Here is a 16,568-nt window from a genome sequence, read left to right as displayed (position 1 = left end):
CTACACTCCTGAGAATTTAATAATAAATAGGATAATTGCAATTGGTATTAATGTTAATAAAGCAAATGTATCTCTTAGACGCCAATGTAATAACCTATAACTCGTACGTTTAACATTCATATCATATCCTCTAACTTCCATCGCTATTGCTAATTCTTCGGCTCTTTGGAAAGCAGAAATAAATAATGGAATCATTAAAGGGATGAATGCTTTTATTCTAGTTACTATGCTACCTGAACTTATTTCGGAACCTCTTGATTTCTGAGCTAAGATAATTTTTTCTAATTCATCCATTAACGTAGGAATAAATCTTAATGCAATGGACATCATCATGCTTAATTGATGCACTGGCACCTTAACTAGCTTTAGAGGTGATAATAATCTTTCAAATGCATCAGTCAAATCTATAGGGCTAGTAGATAATGTCATTATTGTCGCAATCATAACAATAAATATAAGTCTTAGAGAGATATAGATACCTTCAAGAACACCATCGGACTCTATTGTAAGGATTCCCCAATGAAAAAGTATCTTACCCCCATTGGTAAAGAAAATATGCATTAAAAAAGTAAATATTAAAAAGAAAAATATAGGCGTGAGACCTTTCATTAAAAATCCGAATGGTATTTTAGCCAATTTCATAAAAACAATTATCAGTAAAAATATCCATGCGTAAGTTCCAAACGAATGGCAAAAGAAAATATAGACTATAAACACAAAAACAAAGATAAGTTTTGCTCTAGGATCGAGATGATGTACAGTCGAATGATTTGGGAGATAACGTCCAATGATTAATTTATTTTTCATTCTGCCACTCCCTATATAAACTCGCAAATTCTTCTTCGTTTAACGCTAATTTAGGTAAAGTAGTATTATACTTATATTCAAAGTCTTTTTGTAATTTTACTATGTTGGGCAAAGTAATATGCCAATCTTCTATTTGGCTTGTAGACCTAAATAACGCTCTCGGCTCTTTAGTTTCTACCACTCGCCCTTTATTTAGGACTATGACCTCGTCAGCATAACGTGCGACATCATTCATGTCATGTGAAACAAGAATGATTGTCTTGTTTTCTTCTATTTGTATGCGTTTAATTAAAGACATGATTTGTTTTTTACTTTGTGGATCTAAACCTGCTGTCGGCTCATCTAAAATAATAACTTCAAGATTCATAGATAATATAGATACGATTGCTATTTTTCTCATTTGCCCGCCAGACATTTGAAAAGGAGAAAGAGACATAATATCTCTAGAAAAACCTAAATCTAATAATAATTGATAAGACTTTTCCTTTACCTTTTCTAAGTCCAATTTAAAATTTTTAGGGCCAAACTCTATTTCTTTTTCTACACTATCTTCAAATAATTGAGATTCAGGAAATTGGAAGACCATTCCTACCTTTTTACGAATAGGTCTTAAGTATTTATCTTTAGTTTTATGAGATATTTCTATTTCATCAAATGTAATAGACCCTTTTGTTGGTTTTAAAAGTGCATTAATATGCTGAATTAAAGTAGATTTGCCACTACCTGTTTGACCGACTATAGCGTAATAATTACCTTGTTCAAATGTTAAATTGACATCTTCTATTGCATTATACTCATATGGCGTTCCTTTTTGATAAGTGTAGCTGACATTATTCATCTGTATAGTCATAACTTTTTGACCAACCCTTCGTAAGTAACAAATGACGAATCGAAACCTAATCGTTGATTTATTTTCATAGAGAAAGGTAAATCCAAACCTATAGCAGTAAGTTCATCTGTATATTTAAATATTTCTTGAGGGGACCCCTGTTTGAATACCGTTCCATTATTCATCACGATAACATTATCTGCTTCAATAACTTCATCTAAATCATGCGTGATTGAAATTATCGTAACGTCATTATCCTCTTTAACTTCATGAACGAGTTTTAAAAGTGATGCCTTTGCATTAGGATCAAGCATTGTCGTCGCCTCATCTAAAATTATAACAGACGGGTTTAGTGCTAGAACTCCAGCTATAGCAACGCGTTGCTTCTGCCCTCCTGAGAGCGAATGTGGTTCATAATCAGCTTTATCTAACATATCTACTTCCGATAAGGAACGATCGACAATCTTTTGCATCTCATCATGAGGTACGGCATGATTTTCAAGGCCAAATGCCACATCAAACTTTACTGTAGAACCAACAAATTGATTATCAGGATTTTGAAATACAATACCTATGTGATTTCTAACTTCTTGAATACTATTAATATCAATTTTTTTATTTTTAAATAGTATATGTCCTTCATTAGCTTTCTCAATTCCGACTATTAATTTAGCAATAGTTGATTTACCTGACCCATTGTGTCCAACAATTGAAGTCCATTTTCCAGAAGGAATTGTAAAACTAACGTTATTTAATGTAAAAGCCGCATCACTTTGATACTGAAATGATACATTATTAAATTCAATGATATTATCAAGACTTTTCACATTAAACAACTCCTTAAACTCGAATATTGAATATTACTTTAAATATTTTACAATAATTCAATTTATCTGTATATCACATATGAGTTATTTACATCGAACTAAATAGGTATTAGATAAAAATAAAAAGCTGGGACATATAGCATTAAAAATGTCTCAGCTTAAATAAAAAAATAAGTGACTGATATTAAGTCCGAATGACTATAACCTCTATATAATATCAGTCTTATTTACTAAAATTGGACAACGAAATAGAGGTTAAAACTGAATTTTAGTCCAATTCAAATAAAAAAGCGCGCACCCCATCAAATTGTTGAGTTCACGCTTATAGAAAATATTTAGTTAGATGGGGTACTCTGAGCTAGACAATATTTGTATGTGGCAAACATTATCGTTGCACTCATTTGCTTTATATATAAGTAGTAAGTGTATTTATTAAGGTAAGGGTAAGGATAATGAAATCTAATTGTAAATTATCCTACCCTATTTAAATTATACTAATTCGATAATTACTGATTCAGCACCGTCACCGCGACGTGGGCCTACTTTAAGGATACGAGTGTAACCACCTTGACGTTCATTATAACGTTCAGCGATTTCACCGAATAATTTTTGAAGAGCAGTTTGTGTTGATTCATCTTCATTTAAGATTTCAACATTACGTAAAGTTTTAGCTGCATTACGACGAGAAGCTAAATCTCCTTTTTTACCTAAAGTGATTAATTTCTCTACAACACTGCGAACTTCTTTAGCACGAGCTTCTGTAGTTTCGATACGTTCACTTACGATAAGAGATGTCGCTAAGTCACGTAACATTGCTTTACGTTGATCAGAAGTACGACCTAATTTTCTGTAACCCATGAGTTAACCTCCTTTATCAATCTTCTTTTCTTAATCCTAATCCTAAATCTTCTAATTTATATTTAACTTCTTCTAGAGATTTACGACCTAAATTACGCACTTTCATCATGTCAGCTTCAGATTTATCAGCTAACTCTTGTACAGAATTGATTCCTGCGCGTTTTAAGCAGTTATATGAACGTACTGATAAGTCTAATTCTTCGATAGACATTTCAAGTACTTTTTCTTTTTGATCTTCTTCTTTTTCAATCATGATTTCAGCATTTTGAGCTTCATCAGTTAGACCTACAAAGATATTCAAGTGTTCAGTCATTATTTTAGCTGCTAATGATACTGACTCTTGTGGAGTGATTGAACCGTTAGTCCAAACATCTAAAGTTAATTTATCAAAATCACTACTTTGACCTACGCGTGTATTTTCTACAGTGTAGTTAACACGTTCTACAGGTGAATATAGTGAATCAACAGGAATTACACCAATTGGTAAATCACTAGTATTATTCTGTTCAGCTAATGCGTAACCTCTACCCTTATTAGCAACAAGACGCACTTTAAGATGTCCACCTTTAGACACTGTTGCGATTTTAAGTTCTGGATTTAAAATCTCAACATCGCTGTCGTGAGTAATGTCACTTGCAGTTACTTCGCCTTCATCTTTAACATCAATTTCAAGAGTTTTGTCTTCTTCAGAGTAAATTTTTAATGCTAATTTTTTAATGTTCATAATAATTGTTGAAACATCTTCTACAACATTGTCTACTGCTGAAAATTCGTGTAAAACTCCTTCAATTTCGATGTACTTAACGGCTGCACCTGGTAATGAAGATAGTAGGATACGACGTAAGGAGTTTCCTAGTGTAGTACCGTAGCCACGCTCAAGTGGTTCAACAACGAACTTACCGAATTTAGCATCTTCACTAATTTCAATTGTCTCAATTCTAGGTTTTTCAATTTCTATCATTTACAAATATCCTCCTTAAATACGTCGACTAGATTTAAACTGTTTGCTCAGTGACCTGTAACAATACAATCATAAATTAGACGCGACGACGTTTTGGTGGACGACAACCGTTGTGAGGTACTGGAGTAACGTCTCTAATTGCAGTTACTTCTAATCCTGCAGATTGTAATGCACGGATAGCTGATTCACGGCCAGGGCCAGGTCCTTTAACTGTTACTTCAACAGTTTTTAAACCATGCTCCATAGCTGATTTAGAAGCTGTTTCTGAAGCCATTTGTGCTGCGAATGGTGTTGATTTTTTTGATCCTTTGAATCCTAATGCACCAGCTGATGACCAAGATAATGCATTACCGAATTCATCAGTGATAGTTACGATAGTATTATTGAATGTTGAACGGATATGAGCTACACCGTTTTCAATATTCTTTTTCACTCTACGTTTACGAGATACTTGTTTACGTGCCATTATTTTTTGCCTCCTTTACCTATTATTTTTTCTTATTAGCTACTGTTTTAACTGGGCCTTTACGAGTACGTGCGTTGTTTTTAGTTTTTTGACCACGAACTGGTAAGCCACGACGGTGACGAATTCCACGGTATGATGAAATTTCCATTAAACGTTTGATGTTTAAGTTTTGTTCACGACGTAAGTCACCTTCTACTTTGTAGCTATCTACAACTTCACGGATACGACCTAATTCGTCATCAGTTAAATCTTTAACGCGAGTATCTGCTGATACGTTAGCTTCTTCAACAATTTTGTTAGCAGTTGAAGTGCCGATACCATAAACGTATGTTAATGAGATAACAATGCGTTTTTCACGTGGGATATCCACTCCTGCAATACGTGCCATATTAATTTACACCTCTCTTTTATTAACCTTGTCTTTGTTTGTGCTTAGGATTATCACAAATTACCATTACTTTACCTTTACGTTTAATGACTTTGCATTTTTCGCAAATTGGTTTTACTGATGGTCTTACTTTCATTTTTATACCTCCCTATATTATGGAGTGACGATTATTTATAACGATAAGTAATTCTACCGCGTGATAAATCATACGGAGACATCTCAACAGTTACTTTGTCGCCAGGTAGAATACGAATGTAATTCATTCTGATTTTACCACTTACGTGCGCTAAAATCTCATGACCATTTTCTAATTCTACTTTAAACATTGCATTTGGTAAAGTATCTAATACAGTACCTTCTAATTCAATTACATCTTGTTTAGCCATTGATTAACTTCCCCCTTTTTGCAATAGTAAGGTAATCGTCAATAGACAACTTAACGATACGAATCTATTCGTGACTAATTAATATAAGTTTAACAAAAATACGGGAATTAAAAATCGTTATTTGTCACTCATTCTATTAAATTTTACTCAAATATTCACTAAGCAATAGACCGTATAGTGTTGATCTATTATAAATGATCTAAGATATCAATGACATCGTTGGTTACTTCTTCAATATCTTTTGAACCATCAATGTTTTTCAAGACACCTTTTTCATTGTAATACTCTAAAATAGGTTTAGATTGTTTTACATTAACGCTCAAACGATTTGATACTGTTTCTGGATTGTCATCTTCTCGTTGATATAACTTTCCACCATCGATATCGCAAATACCGTCAACTTTTGGAGGATTAAATACAAGATGATAAGTTGTACCACATTTCTCACAAATACGACGACCTGTAAGACGATTCATAAGTTCTTCCTCAGGAACTTCGATATTGATAACTGCATCAATTTCTCTATCAAGCTCAGACATAATACTATTTAATGCCTCAGCTTGTTCGATAGTTCGAGGGAATCCATCTAGTAAGAATCCTTTTTTTGCATCGTCTTCAGAAATTCTTTCTTTAACGATACCTACAGTAACTTCATCAGGAACTAATTCTCCACGATCCATATATGATTTAGCTTCTTTACCTAAATCAGTTTCATCTTTAATCGCTTTTCTGAACATGTCACCAGTAGAAATATGTGGTATTGGGAATTTCTTAACAATTTCACTCGCTTGAGTTCCTTTACCTGCGCCAGGTAAACCCATTAAAATGATATTCATAAGTGCCCTCCTACAAATTATCTACCACCAAAGCCTTTGTACTCTTTTTGAGTCACTTGAGCTTCTAATGTCTTCATAGTTTCAATAGCTACCCCGATAACAATTAATAAGCTCGTACCACCAATTTGAATTGATTGTGGTAAGCCCATAAATTTAGTTGCTACTATAGGTAAAATAGCTATAACTGCTAGGAATATAGAACCTACAAATGTCAGTCTGTAAAGAACTTTAGTAATATATTTTTTGGTTTGTTCACCAGGTCTTATACCTGGGACATAACTACCTTGCTTTTTAAGGTTATCAGCCATCTTTTCAGGATTAACTTGAACAAATGCATAAAAATATGCAAAAGCAATAATTAATACAATATAAACGATCATTCCAATATTACTTGATGGATTAGCAGTGTCCGCAATATTCTGTGCCCATTCAGCTTTAGGGAAGAATAAAGTCAACGTTCTTGGTAATAAGAAAAACGCCATCGCAAAGATTACTGGAATAACCCCGGCTGAGTTAACTTTTAAAGGTAGATAAGTTGCTTGTGTACCTAATCGTTGAGTAGATTGTTTCTTTGCATATTGAATTGGAATTTTACGCTTAGCTTCAAGTACGAATATAGCACCAACCGTTAGTAAGATTAATGCTACAATTAAGCCAGCAATTTTTAACCATGCTAGTGAAGTATCATCTTGACCAACAAATAAAGATTGGCCAAATTGTTCTATACTAGATGGCAATGTAGATAAAATCCCAGCAAAGATGATAAGAGAAATACCATTACCAACACCAAACTGAGTGATTTGGTCACCAAGCCAAATTAAGAAAGCTGTTCCTGCTGTTAAAACAACTGCAATCAATAAATAACTCATAATTGATTTATCCATAATCAATTTGCCACCAAGATAATTGTTAAATTGGAAAGCCATGCCTATTGATTGGATAAAAGCTAGAATAATAGCGAAATAACGTGTTACATTATTAATTTTTCTTCGACCCATTTCACCTTGCTTAGCCCATTCAGAGAACTTAGGCACAATATCCATTTGCAATAATTGCATTACAATGGATGCGGTGATATAGGGCATAATACCCATCGCAAAGATAGAGAAACGTTTCAAGGCACCGCCACCAAAAGTATTTAATAACTCAGTGGCACCTTGAGAACCCTGTGGATGGTTAAATGCTTCAGGATTTACACCTGGAGCAGGAATATACGTTCCTATTTTAAAAATTACTAACATTGCTAGAGTGAAGAAAATCTTGTTACGCACTTCTTTAGTTGTAAAGAAACGCACAAGCGTTTGAAACATTAGATCACCTCGTGTGCTCCACCTTTAGCATCAATAGCTTCTGCTGCTGAAGCTGAGAATTTATGAGCTTTCACTGTTAATTTCTTATCAAGTGAACCATTACCTAGTACTTTAATACCAGATTTTTCATTCTTAACTACACCAGATTCTACCAATAAAGCTGGAGTTACTTCAGTACCATCTTCAAATTTATTAAGTTGGTCTAAGTTAACAATAGCATATTCTTTACGGTTAATGTTAGTGAAACCACGTTTAGGTAAACGACGGAATAGAGGTAATTGTCCACCTTCAAATCCTGGTCTTACTTTACCACCTGAACGTGCTTTTTGACCTTTTTGACCACGGCCACTAGTTTTACCGTTACCAGTTGCAGCACCACGACCTACACGGTTACGTACACGACGTGATCCTTCAGCTGCTTTTAACTCATGTAATTTCATTTCGGCACCTCCTTAATTATTTTTCTTCAATTGTTAATAAATGTTTAACTTTGTTGATTTGCCCACGGATAGCAGGGTTATCTTCAACAACTACTGAACTATTAGTTTTTTTAAGACCTAATGCTTCAACAGTTTTACGTTGTGTTTCAGGACGACCAATAACACTACGAGTGAGGGTAATTTGTAATTTAGCCATAACTTATTTTCCCTCCTTAATTGTATAATTCTTCTACAGATTTGCCACGTAATTTAGCAACATCTTCTGCATTTTTTAAGTTTTGTAAACCATTGATTGTCGCACGAACCATGTTAATTGGAGTATTTGATCCTAATGATTTACTTAAGATATCAGTGATTCCAGCTAACTCTAATACCGCACGAACAGGTCCACCAGCGATTACCCCAGTACCAGGTGCAGCTGGTTTCATTAATACGCTACCTGAACCATAGCGACCAGTAATAGTGTGAGGAGTTGTACCTTCAACACGTGGAACAACTACTAAATCTTTTTTAGCTGATTCTACAGCTTTTTTGATAGCTTCAGGTACCTCTTGAGCTTTACCAGTACCGAAACCTACACGACCATTTTTATCACCTACAACTACTAATGCAGTGAAACGGAAACGACGACCACCTTTTACTACTTTAGCAACACGGTTTATCGTAACAACGCGTTCTTCAAATTCTTTAGTTTCTTCTTCTCTACGAGCCATGAATGTGTCCCTCCTTTAAATTAAAATTCTAATCCGCTTTCTCTAGCAGCATCTGCTAATGCTTTAACACGTCCGTGGTATAAATAACCTCCACGGTCGAATACGATTTCTTTAATACCTTTATCGTTTGCTTTTTTAGCAATTGTTTGACCTACTTTAGTTGATAAATCAACTTTAGACGCAGATTCGTTTGCAATATCTTTATCTTGTGATGAAGCTTGAGCTAAAGTTTCGCCTTTAACATCATCAATAATTTGAGCGTAGATGTGTTTGTTTGAACGATACACATTTAAACGTGGCTTTTCAGCTGTACCTGATAATTTAGTACGAACACGAGCATGTCTTTTCAAACGTACTTTATTTTTATCAATTTTACTGATCATTTCAATACTCCTTTCTTTAGAGTGTTATCTATTATTTACCAGTTTTACCTTCTTTACGGCGAACATATTCACCTTGGTAACGAATACCTTTACCTTTATAAGGTTCTGGAGGTCTTACTGAACGGATGTTAGATGCAATCGCACCAACTTGTTCTTTAGAAACACCAGATACTTTAACAGTTGTGTTTTTCTCAACAGCAAAAGTAATACCGTCTTCAGCTTTAATTTCAACTGGGTGAGAATAACCAACATTTAGTACTAAGTCATTACCTTGCATTTGCGCACGGTAACCGACACCAACAAGTTCAAGTGATTTTTCGAAACCTTGAGAAACACCTAGTACCATATTATTTAATAAAGCACGAGTTGTACCATGGTCTGTTCTATCTTCTTTAGAATCAGAAGGTCTTACAACTTCGATTGTGTTTTCTTCTTGTTTGAATGTCATTCTTTCATTTAAAGTTCTTTCTAATTCACCTTTTGGACCTTTAACAGTTACATGATTATTATCAAAAGTTACTGTTACGTCACTAGGAATGTTAATAATTTTCTTACCAACACGACTCATGTTATGGCACCTCCTTATTAATTAATTACCAAACGTACGCGATAATTTCTCCACCTACGTTACGTTTTCTAGCTTCTTTATCAGTGATAACACCTTCAGAAGTTGAGACTAATGCAATACCTAAACCGTTTAATACTTTAGGTACTTCGTTAGCTTTAGCATATACACGTAAACCAGGTTTAGAGATACGTTTTAATCCTGTGATAACACGTTCATTGTTTTGACCATATTTTAAGAATAAACGAATAACACCTTGTTTATCGTCTTCTACGTATTCAACGTTTTTAATGAAACCTTCATTTTTTAAGATTTCAGCGATTTCTTTTTTAATATTAGATGCAGGTAATTCTAACTTCTCGTGACGAACCATGTTTGCATTTCTAACACGAGTAAGCATATCTGCGATTGGATCTGTCATTGTCATTGATTGTTGCCTCCTTTCAGACTCTTAATTATTACCAGCTAGCTTTACGTACGCCAGGAATTTGGCCTTTGTAAGCTAATTCACGGAAACAAATACGGCATAATTTAAATTTACGATATACAGAATGTGGACGACCACAGCGTTCACAACGAGTATATTCACGTACAGCGAATTTTTGTTTTTTTTGTTGCTTAGCAACCATTGAAGTTTTAGCCACTTAATTAGCCTCCTTTTTAGAGATTATTTACGAAATGGCATACCGAAGTTTGATAATAACTCACGAGCTTCCTCGTCAGTATTAGCAGTTGTTACGATAACAATATCCATTCCTCTAACTTTACTTACTTTATCATAATCAATTTCAGGGAAAATTAATTGTTCTTTAACACCTAAAGTGTAGTTACCGCGTCCATCAAAAGCTGTTTTAGAAACGCCTTGGAAGTCACGTACACGAGGTAATGATACTGCAATAAGTTTATCTAAGAATTCATACATTCTTTCACCGCGAAGTGTTACTTTAGCACCGATTGGCATACCTTCACGTAAACGGAATGTTGCAACTGATTTTTTTGCTTTAGTTACTAATGGTTTTTGACCAGTAATTAATTCTAACTCTTCTACAGCATTATCTAATACTTTAGAGTTTTGAACTGCGTCACCTACACCCATGTTCACTACGATTTTTTCGATTTTAGGTACTTCCATTACTGAACTATAGTTGAATTTTTTTACTAAGTTCTCAGTAACTTCAGAGTTATACTTTTCTTTTAAACGGTTCAAAGTGGATCCTCCTTTCAACTAGTTATTAATTATTAGATTTGATTTCTTCGCCTGATTTTTTAGCGACGCGAACTTTTTTACCATCAACAATTTTGTATCCTACTCTTGTAGGTTCGTTTGTTTTAGGGTCTAATAATTGTACGTTAGAAACATGGATTGCTGCCTCTATTTCTAAGATTCCACCTTCAGGATTTAATTGAGTTGGTTTTTGGTGTTTTTTAATTACGTTAACACCTTCCACAACGACACGGTCTTTTTTAGGTTCAGTCGCTACAACTTTACCTTCTTTACCTTTGTCTTTACCTGCGATAACTTTTACGTTGTCACCTTTTTTGATATGCATGTGGGCACCTCCTTAAATAGTATGATTGGTAATTTTTGTATTATAGTACTTCTGGTGCTAATGATACGATTTTCATGAAGTTACCTTCACGTAGTTCACGAGCAACAGGACCAAAGATACGAGTACCACGTGGGCCTTTGTCATCACGGATGATAACACATGCATTTTCATCAAATTTGATATATGAACCGTCGTTACGGCGAACACCTGATTTAGTACGAACTACAACAGCTTTTACAACGTCGCCTTTTTTAACAACGCCACCTGGTGTTGCATTTTTAACAGTACATACGATGATATCACCGATATTCGCTGTTTTGCGACCAGATCCACCTAATACTTTAATTGTAAGAACTTCACGAGCACCAGAGTTGTCTGCTACTTTTAAACGTGTTTCTTGTTGGATCATTCGTTAAACCTCCCTTATCTCTAATCTTGATTAAATAATTACTGACTCTTCAACAATTTCTACTAAACGAAAACGTTTTGTTGCTGATAAAGGACGAGTTTCTTGAATTTTAACAATGTCTCCTAATTTAGCTGAATTGTTTTCATCATGAGTTTTGTATTTTTTAGAGTATTTTACTCGTTTACCGTATAATTTGTGAGTTTTGTAAGTTTCTACAAGAACTGTAATAGTTTTGTCCATTTTGTCTGAAACAACTCTACCTACATAAACTTTACGATCGTTTCTTTCGCTCACTTTCGTAACCTCCTCTTTCAATTATTATTGATTAGCCTTACTTTGTTCAATTTCTCTTTCACGAGCAACAGTTTTTAGACGTGCAATCGTTTTTCTTACTGTGCGAATACGTGCAGTTTCTTCTAATTGACCTGTAGCTAACTGAAAGCGTAGGTTAAAAAGCTCTTCTTTTGAAGATTTGATTTGTTCTTCGATTTCTGAAGTGGTTAAGTCTCTAATTTCCTTAGCTTTCATTTGTTTCACCACCCAATTCTTCACGTTTTACAAACTTAGTTTTTACTGGAAGTTTGTGACTTGCTAAACGTAATGCTTCACGTGCAACTTCTTCAGATACACCAGCTACTTCGAATAAGATTCTACCAGGTTTAACGACTGCAATCCAGCCTTCAACCGCACCTTTACCGGCACCCATACGTACTTCTAAAGGTTTTTTAGTATACGGTGTATGAGGGAAGATTTTAATCCAAACTTTCCCGCCACGTTTCATGTAACGTGTCATTGCAATACGAGCAGATTCGATTTGACGAGATGTGATCCAAGACGTTGTAGTTGCTTGTAAACCATACTCACCAAATGTTACGTAGTTACCGCCTTTAGAACGACCAGTTGTTTTTGGACGATGTTGACGACGATATTTTACACGTTTTGGTAGTAACATTATTATTTTCCTCCTTCACTAGTGTTCTTAGTAGGAAGAACTTCTCCACGATAAATCCATACTTTAACGCCTAATTTACCATAAGTAGTGTCGGCTTCAGCGTGTGCGTAATCGATGTCAGCACGTAAAGTATGAAGTGGAACAGTTCCTTCTGAATATTGTTCAGCACGAGCGATGTCAGCTCCGCCTAAACGACCTGATACTTGAGTTTTGATACCTTTAGCACCAAGTTTCATAGCTCTTGTTATAGCTTGTTTTTGTACACGACGGAATGAAGCACGATTTTCTAATTGACGTGCGATATTTTCAGCTACTAAACGAGCATCAATATCAACTTTTTTGATTTCAATTACGTTAATGTGTACTTTTTTATCTGTTAAAGCGTTTAATTTATTACGAAGTTTTTCAATTTCTGAACCGCCTTTACCAATTACCATACCTGGTTTACCAGTGTGAATAGCAATGTTGATACGGTTAGCAGAGCGTTCAATGTCTACATGAGAAACTGATGCTTCTTTAAGTTCTTTATCAATAAATTTACGGATTTTTAAATCTTCGTGTAATAATGAAGCGAAGTCTTTTTCAGCATACCATTTCGCTTCCCAGTCACGGATAACTCCGACACGAAGTCCGATTGGATTAATTTTTTGACCCACAGTATTCCCTCCTTAGAAAGTTATTAAGCTTCTTTAGCTTCTTCTTTACCGTCACTTACGACGATTGTAATGTGGCTTGTACGTTTATTAATTGCACTTGCACGACCTTGTGCACGTGGGCGGAAACGTTTTAAAGTTGGTCCTTCATTTGCATATGCCTCTTTGATAACTAATTCATCAGTGTTCATGTCATAGTTATGCTCTGCATTTGCTAAAGCGGACATTAATACTTTTTCGATTACTGGTGATGAAGCTTTGTTAGTTAATTTTAAAATAGCAATAGCTTCAGCAGCATTTTTACCTCTGATTAAGTCAAGAACTAATCTTACTTTACGAGGTGCGATTCTTATTGTTCTAGCAACCGCTTTTGCTTCCATTAGGATTTCCTCCTCTACTTATTAAAATTATCTTCTAGTTTTCTTGTCGTCTGCAGCATGTCCTTTAAATGTACGAGTAGGAGCAAATTCACCTAATTTGTGACCTACCATATCTTCTGTTACATATACAGGTACATGTTTACGTCCATCGTATACTGCAAAAGTATGACCGATGAAGTTAGGGAAAATTGTAGAACGACGAGACCATGTTTTAATTACTTGTTTCTTTTCACTTCCGTCTTGTGCTTCTACTTTTTTCATTAAGTGATCATCGACGAAAGGTCCTTTTTTAATACTACGAGCCATTTGGGCGCCTCCCTTCTTATTGTGTGCGTGCAGCTTTTAAGCCGCACACCCAAATAAGTTGTTATTATTATTTTCTCTTACGTCCACGAACGATAAGTTTGTCTGATGATTTTTTACCACGACGTGTTTTCTTACCAAGAGTTGGTTTACCCCATGGTGACATTGGAGATGGTCTACCGATTGGTGCACGACCTTCACCACCACCGTGTGGGTGATCGTTAGGGTTCATAACAGAACCACGAACTGTTGGGCGAACGCCTTTCCATCTAGAACGTCCAGCTTTACCAACGTTAACAAGTTCATGTTGTAAGTTACCAACTTGACCGATAGTAGCACGGCAAGTAGATAAGATCATACGTACTTCACCAGATCTTAATCTGATTAATACATATTTACCTTCTTTACCTAATACTTGTGAGCTAGCACCAGCTGAACGAGCAAGTTGTCCACCTTTTCCTGGTTTTAACTCAATGTTATGAATTACAGTACCAACTGGAATGTCTTGTAGTGGTAAAGCATTACCTACTTTAATATCAGCTTCTGAACCACTTTCAACAGTTTGACCTACTTGTAATCCTTTAGGTGCGATGATATAGCGTTTTTCACCATCAGCATATACTAATAAAGCAATGTTTGCTGAACGGTTTGGATCATATTGAATTGAATCTACTTTAGCAGTGATTCCATCTTTATTACGTTTGAAATCGATAACACGGTATTGACGTTTATGTCCTCCACCATGATGGCGAACAGTCAATTTACCTTGGTTGTTACGTCCCGCTCTTTTCGGTAGCGGTTGTAATAATGACTTTTCAGGTGTTGTCTTTGTGATTTCTGCGAAATCCAAAGTAGTCATATTACGACGACCATTTGTTATTGGCTTATATTTTTTAAGAGCCATTGTCGCTTACCTCCTTATTGGTAATTTATTTTTAGTTAAATAAGTCGATTGAACCTTCTTTTAATTTAACAATCGCTTTTCTTCTTTTATTTGTATAGCCTTGATAACGGCCCATACGTTTTTTCTTAGGTTTATAGTTCATGATATTAACACTTTCAACTTTTACATCGAAGATTTCTTCTACAGCAATTTTGACTTGTGTTTTATTAACACGAGTATCAACGTCGAAAGTATATTTATCTTCTGCCATAGCTTCTGAAGATTTCTCAGTGATTACGGGGCGCTTAAGAATATCTCTTGCTTCCATTATCCGAGCACCTCCTCAACTTTTTTAGCAGCAGCTTCAGTGATTACTACACTGTCAGCGCTTGTAATATCTAAAACGTTTAATCCTTGTGCAGTTGAAACTTGTACTCCAGGGATGTTGCGTGCTGATAATTCAACATTTACATCTTCGTCTTCAGTAACAACTAAAACTTTTTTTGGTTGTTCAAGAGTAGATAAAACATTTTTGAATTCTTTTGTTTTTGGAGCGTCAAAACCGAAAGAATCAACAACTGTAAATCCATTTTCTTGAACTTTGAAAGATAATGCAGAACGTAAAGCTAAACGACGCATTTTCTTAGGCATTTTGTATGAATAACTTCTTGGAGTTGGTCCGAATACGATACCACCACCGCGCCATTGTGGAGCACGGATTGTACCTTGACGTGCACGACCTGTTCCTTTTTGTCTCCATGGTTTACGTCCGCCACCACGTACAGCTGAACGATTTTTAACAGCGTGTGTACCTTGGCGTAATGACGCACGTTGTAAGTTAATAGCTTCGAAAAGAACGCTATTATTAGGTTCAATAGCGAATACTGAATCGCTTAATTCAACTGAACCAGATTTAGATCCGTCTACTTTTAAAACATCATAATTAGCCATTATGCAATTTCCTCCTTTCGCTTCTTGAATTATTTATTACCTTTTTTAATTGAAGTTGTGATTTCTACTAAGCCTTTTTTAGGTCCAGGTACGTTACCTTTAACTAAAATTACGCTATTGTCAGTGTCTACTTGAACGACTTCTAAGTTTTGAACAGTTACAGTGTTTCCACCCATGCGACCTGGCATTTTTTGTCCTTTAAATACTCTTGAAGCGTCTGAAGCCATACCTACAGAACCTGGCGCTCTGTGGAAATGAGAACCGTGACCCATTGGTCCACGTGCTTGACCATGACGTTTGATAGCACCTTGGAAACCTTTACCTTTTGAAACACCTGTAACATCAATGATGTCACCAGTTTCAAATGTATCAACTGAGACTTCTTGACCTACTTCGTATTCGTCAACGTTAACGTTGCGGAATTCACGAATGAAGCGCTTAGGTGCTGTGTCAGCTTTTTTAGCGTGACCTTCAGCTGGCTTATTTGCATATTTATTAGATTTAGAACCTTTTTTATATGCTTGTTTGTCTTCAAATCCAACTTGGATTGCGTTGTAACCGTCAACTTCTTCAGTTTTCTTTTGTAATACAACGTTTTGGCTTGCTTCTACTACTGTTACTGGGATTAATTCACCGTTTTCACCGAAAACTTGTGTCATCCCGATTTTTCTTCCTAAGATTCCTTTGGTCATCGAAAGTCCACCTCCTAAAAATTTCT

General features: G+C 35.3%; 31 protein-coding genes. All 31 read right to left on the bottom strand.

All coding sequences use genetic code 11. The features are described from left to right. The gene (locus HMPREF2706_RS06480; protein ID WP_049428239.1) at positions 1–807 is read right to left on the bottom strand and encodes an energy-coupling factor transporter transmembrane component T family protein; all 807 of its coding nucleotides are present in this window, start codon (positions 805–807) and stop codon (positions 1–3) included. Continuing rightward, positions 797–1,657 carry an energy-coupling factor transporter ATPase gene (locus tag HMPREF2706_RS06475; RefSeq protein ID WP_070862270.1) on the bottom strand — a complete coding sequence of 287 codons (861 nt, stop codon included), beginning with the start codon at positions 1,655–1,657 and terminating at the stop codon, positions 797–799. Before HMPREF2706_RS06475 ends, HMPREF2706_RS06480 begins: the two co-directional genes overlap by 11 nt. Next, a complete protein-coding gene (locus tag HMPREF2706_RS06470; protein ID WP_023351309.1) occupies positions 1,654–2,463 on the bottom strand; it encodes an energy-coupling factor transporter ATPase in 810 nt (269 codons plus the stop codon). Before HMPREF2706_RS06470 ends, HMPREF2706_RS06475 begins: the two co-directional genes overlap by 4 nt. Positions 2,464–2,952: 489 nt before the next feature. Continuing rightward, a complete protein-coding gene (rplQ, locus tag HMPREF2706_RS06465; RefSeq protein ID WP_002432926.1) occupies positions 2,953–3,321 on the bottom strand; it encodes a 50S ribosomal protein L17 in 369 nt (122 codons plus the stop codon). Positions 3,322–3,337: 16 nt separating this feature from the next. Then, on the bottom strand, positions 3,338–4,282 hold the full coding sequence (locus HMPREF2706_RS06460; protein WP_002453783.1) for a DNA-directed RNA polymerase subunit alpha: 945 nt from the start codon (positions 4,280–4,282) through the stop codon (positions 3,338–3,340). Positions 4,283–4,358: 76 nt separating this feature from the next. Beyond that, positions 4,359–4,748, bottom strand: coding sequence for a 30S ribosomal protein S11 (rpsK, locus tag HMPREF2706_RS06455; protein ID WP_000101625.1), 390 nt, complete (start codon positions 4,746–4,748; stop codon positions 4,359–4,361). Positions 4,749–4,770: 22 nt separating this feature from the next. Beyond that, complete coding sequence (gene rpsM, locus HMPREF2706_RS06450) at positions 4,771–5,136, bottom strand: 30S ribosomal protein S13 (protein ID WP_002432712.1); 366 nt, start codon at positions 5,134–5,136, stop codon at positions 4,771–4,773. Positions 5,137–5,158: 22 nt separating this feature from the next. Next, on the bottom strand, positions 5,159–5,272 hold the full coding sequence (gene rpmJ / locus HMPREF2706_RS06445) for a 50S ribosomal protein L36 (RefSeq protein WP_001829709.1): 114 nt from the start codon (positions 5,270–5,272) through the stop codon (positions 5,159–5,161). Positions 5,273–5,303: 31 nt separating this feature from the next. Next, the gene (gene infA / locus HMPREF2706_RS06440) at positions 5,304–5,522 is read right to left on the bottom strand and encodes a translation initiation factor IF-1 (protein WP_001829792.1); all 219 of its coding nucleotides are present in this window, start codon (positions 5,520–5,522) and stop codon (positions 5,304–5,306) included. A gap of 188 nt (positions 5,523–5,710) precedes the next feature. Next, positions 5,711–6,358 (bottom strand): adenylate kinase, encoded by a 648-nt coding sequence (locus tag HMPREF2706_RS06435; RefSeq protein WP_002432905.1) that lies wholly within the window; start codon positions 6,356–6,358, stop codon positions 5,711–5,713. Positions 6,359–6,375: 17 nt separating this feature from the next. Beyond that, positions 6,376–7,668, bottom strand: a complete 1,293-nt coding sequence (gene secY / locus HMPREF2706_RS06430; protein WP_002432720.1) for a preprotein translocase subunit SecY — start codon at positions 7,666–7,668, stop codon at positions 6,376–6,378. Then, positions 7,668–8,108 (bottom strand): 50S ribosomal protein L15, encoded by a 441-nt coding sequence (gene rplO / locus HMPREF2706_RS06425; RefSeq protein WP_001829796.1) that lies wholly within the window; start codon positions 8,106–8,108, stop codon positions 7,668–7,670. Before rplO ends, secY begins: the two co-directional genes overlap by 1 nt. Before the next feature lie 16 nt (positions 8,109–8,124). After that, a complete protein-coding gene (rpmD, locus tag HMPREF2706_RS06420) occupies positions 8,125–8,304 on the bottom strand; it encodes a 50S ribosomal protein L30 (protein ID WP_002432330.1) in 180 nt (59 codons plus the stop codon). A gap of 16 nt (positions 8,305–8,320) precedes the next feature. Next, positions 8,321–8,821, bottom strand: a complete 501-nt coding sequence (gene rpsE / locus HMPREF2706_RS06415; RefSeq protein WP_002432477.1) for a 30S ribosomal protein S5 — start codon at positions 8,819–8,821, stop codon at positions 8,321–8,323. A gap of 20 nt (positions 8,822–8,841) precedes the next feature. Then, positions 8,842–9,204, bottom strand: a complete 363-nt coding sequence (gene rplR / locus HMPREF2706_RS06410; protein ID WP_002432656.1) for a 50S ribosomal protein L18 — start codon at positions 9,202–9,204, stop codon at positions 8,842–8,844. A 31-nt stretch (positions 9,205–9,235) separates the two neighbouring features. Continuing rightward, positions 9,236–9,772 carry a 50S ribosomal protein L6 gene (gene rplF, locus HMPREF2706_RS06405; protein WP_002432506.1) on the bottom strand — a complete coding sequence of 179 codons (537 nt, stop codon included), beginning with the start codon at positions 9,770–9,772 and terminating at the stop codon, positions 9,236–9,238. Positions 9,773–9,797: 25 nt separating this feature from the next. After that, positions 9,798–10,196 (bottom strand): 30S ribosomal protein S8, encoded by a 399-nt coding sequence (gene rpsH, locus HMPREF2706_RS06400; RefSeq protein ID WP_002432853.1) that lies wholly within the window; start codon positions 10,194–10,196, stop codon positions 9,798–9,800. A gap of 31 nt (positions 10,197–10,227) precedes the next feature. Continuing rightward, positions 10,228–10,413 (bottom strand): type Z 30S ribosomal protein S14, encoded by a 186-nt coding sequence (locus HMPREF2706_RS06395; protein WP_001829713.1) that lies wholly within the window; start codon positions 10,411–10,413, stop codon positions 10,228–10,230. A 23-nt stretch (positions 10,414–10,436) separates the two neighbouring features. Then, positions 10,437–10,976, bottom strand: a complete 540-nt coding sequence (gene rplE / locus HMPREF2706_RS06390) for a 50S ribosomal protein L5 (RefSeq protein WP_002432757.1) — start codon at positions 10,974–10,976, stop codon at positions 10,437–10,439. Between the two features lie 25 nt (positions 10,977–11,001). Beyond that, on the bottom strand, positions 11,002–11,319 hold the full coding sequence (gene rplX / locus HMPREF2706_RS06385) for a 50S ribosomal protein L24 (RefSeq protein WP_070862269.1): 318 nt from the start codon (positions 11,317–11,319) through the stop codon (positions 11,002–11,004). Positions 11,320–11,359: 40 nt separating this feature from the next. Then, positions 11,360–11,728: a 50S ribosomal protein L14 gene (gene rplN / locus HMPREF2706_RS06380; RefSeq protein WP_002432661.1), complete on the bottom strand. Its 369-nt coding sequence runs from the start codon at positions 11,726–11,728 to the stop codon at positions 11,360–11,362. A 30-nt stretch (positions 11,729–11,758) separates the two neighbouring features. Next, the gene (gene rpsQ / locus HMPREF2706_RS06375; RefSeq protein ID WP_002432741.1) at positions 11,759–12,022 is read right to left on the bottom strand and encodes a 30S ribosomal protein S17; all 264 of its coding nucleotides are present in this window, start codon (positions 12,020–12,022) and stop codon (positions 11,759–11,761) included. A 24-nt stretch (positions 12,023–12,046) separates the two neighbouring features. Beyond that, the gene (gene rpmC, locus HMPREF2706_RS06370) at positions 12,047–12,256 is read right to left on the bottom strand and encodes a 50S ribosomal protein L29 (RefSeq protein WP_000644737.1); all 210 of its coding nucleotides are present in this window, start codon (positions 12,254–12,256) and stop codon (positions 12,047–12,049) included. After that, a complete protein-coding gene (gene rplP / locus HMPREF2706_RS06365; protein ID WP_002432945.1) occupies positions 12,246–12,680 on the bottom strand; it encodes a 50S ribosomal protein L16 in 435 nt (144 codons plus the stop codon). Before rplP ends, rpmC begins: the two co-directional genes overlap by 11 nt. 2 nt (positions 12,681–12,682) lie before the next feature. Continuing rightward, positions 12,683–13,336: a 30S ribosomal protein S3 gene (gene rpsC / locus HMPREF2706_RS06360; RefSeq protein WP_070862268.1), complete on the bottom strand. Its 654-nt coding sequence runs from the start codon at positions 13,334–13,336 to the stop codon at positions 12,683–12,685. Between the two features lie 23 nt (positions 13,337–13,359). After that, a complete protein-coding gene (gene rplV / locus HMPREF2706_RS06355; protein ID WP_002432623.1) occupies positions 13,360–13,713 on the bottom strand; it encodes a 50S ribosomal protein L22 in 354 nt (117 codons plus the stop codon). A 27-nt stretch (positions 13,714–13,740) separates the two neighbouring features. Further along, on the bottom strand, positions 13,741–14,019 hold the full coding sequence (gene rpsS / locus HMPREF2706_RS06350; protein ID WP_001829710.1) for a 30S ribosomal protein S19: 279 nt from the start codon (positions 14,017–14,019) through the stop codon (positions 13,741–13,743). Between the two features lie 67 nt (positions 14,020–14,086). Next, positions 14,087–14,920 (bottom strand): 50S ribosomal protein L2, encoded by an 834-nt coding sequence (gene rplB, locus HMPREF2706_RS06345; RefSeq protein ID WP_002432890.1) that lies wholly within the window; start codon positions 14,918–14,920, stop codon positions 14,087–14,089. Positions 14,921–14,951: 31 nt separating this feature from the next. Then, positions 14,952–15,227, bottom strand: coding sequence for a 50S ribosomal protein L23 (rplW, locus tag HMPREF2706_RS06340; protein ID WP_002432715.1), 276 nt, complete (start codon positions 15,225–15,227; stop codon positions 14,952–14,954). Beyond that, positions 15,227–15,850, bottom strand: a complete 624-nt coding sequence (gene rplD / locus HMPREF2706_RS06335; RefSeq protein WP_002432772.1) for a 50S ribosomal protein L4 — start codon at positions 15,848–15,850, stop codon at positions 15,227–15,229. The genes rplW and rplD overlap by 1 nt, the downstream gene beginning before the upstream one ends. Before the next feature lie 29 nt (positions 15,851–15,879). Next, positions 15,880–16,542: a 50S ribosomal protein L3 gene (gene rplC, locus HMPREF2706_RS06330; protein ID WP_002453788.1), complete on the bottom strand. Its 663-nt coding sequence runs from the start codon at positions 16,540–16,542 to the stop codon at positions 15,880–15,882. Between the last annotated feature and the right edge of the window lie 26 nt (positions 16,543–16,568).

It is taken from the genome of Staphylococcus sp. HMSC067F07, assembly GCF_001837405.1.
Taxonomy (GTDB): Bacteria; Bacillota; Bacilli; order Staphylococcales; family Staphylococcaceae; genus Staphylococcus; species Staphylococcus capitis.
Note: the sequence above shows the minus strand (reverse complement) of the source record. Positions and strands in the feature narration are given on the sequence as shown.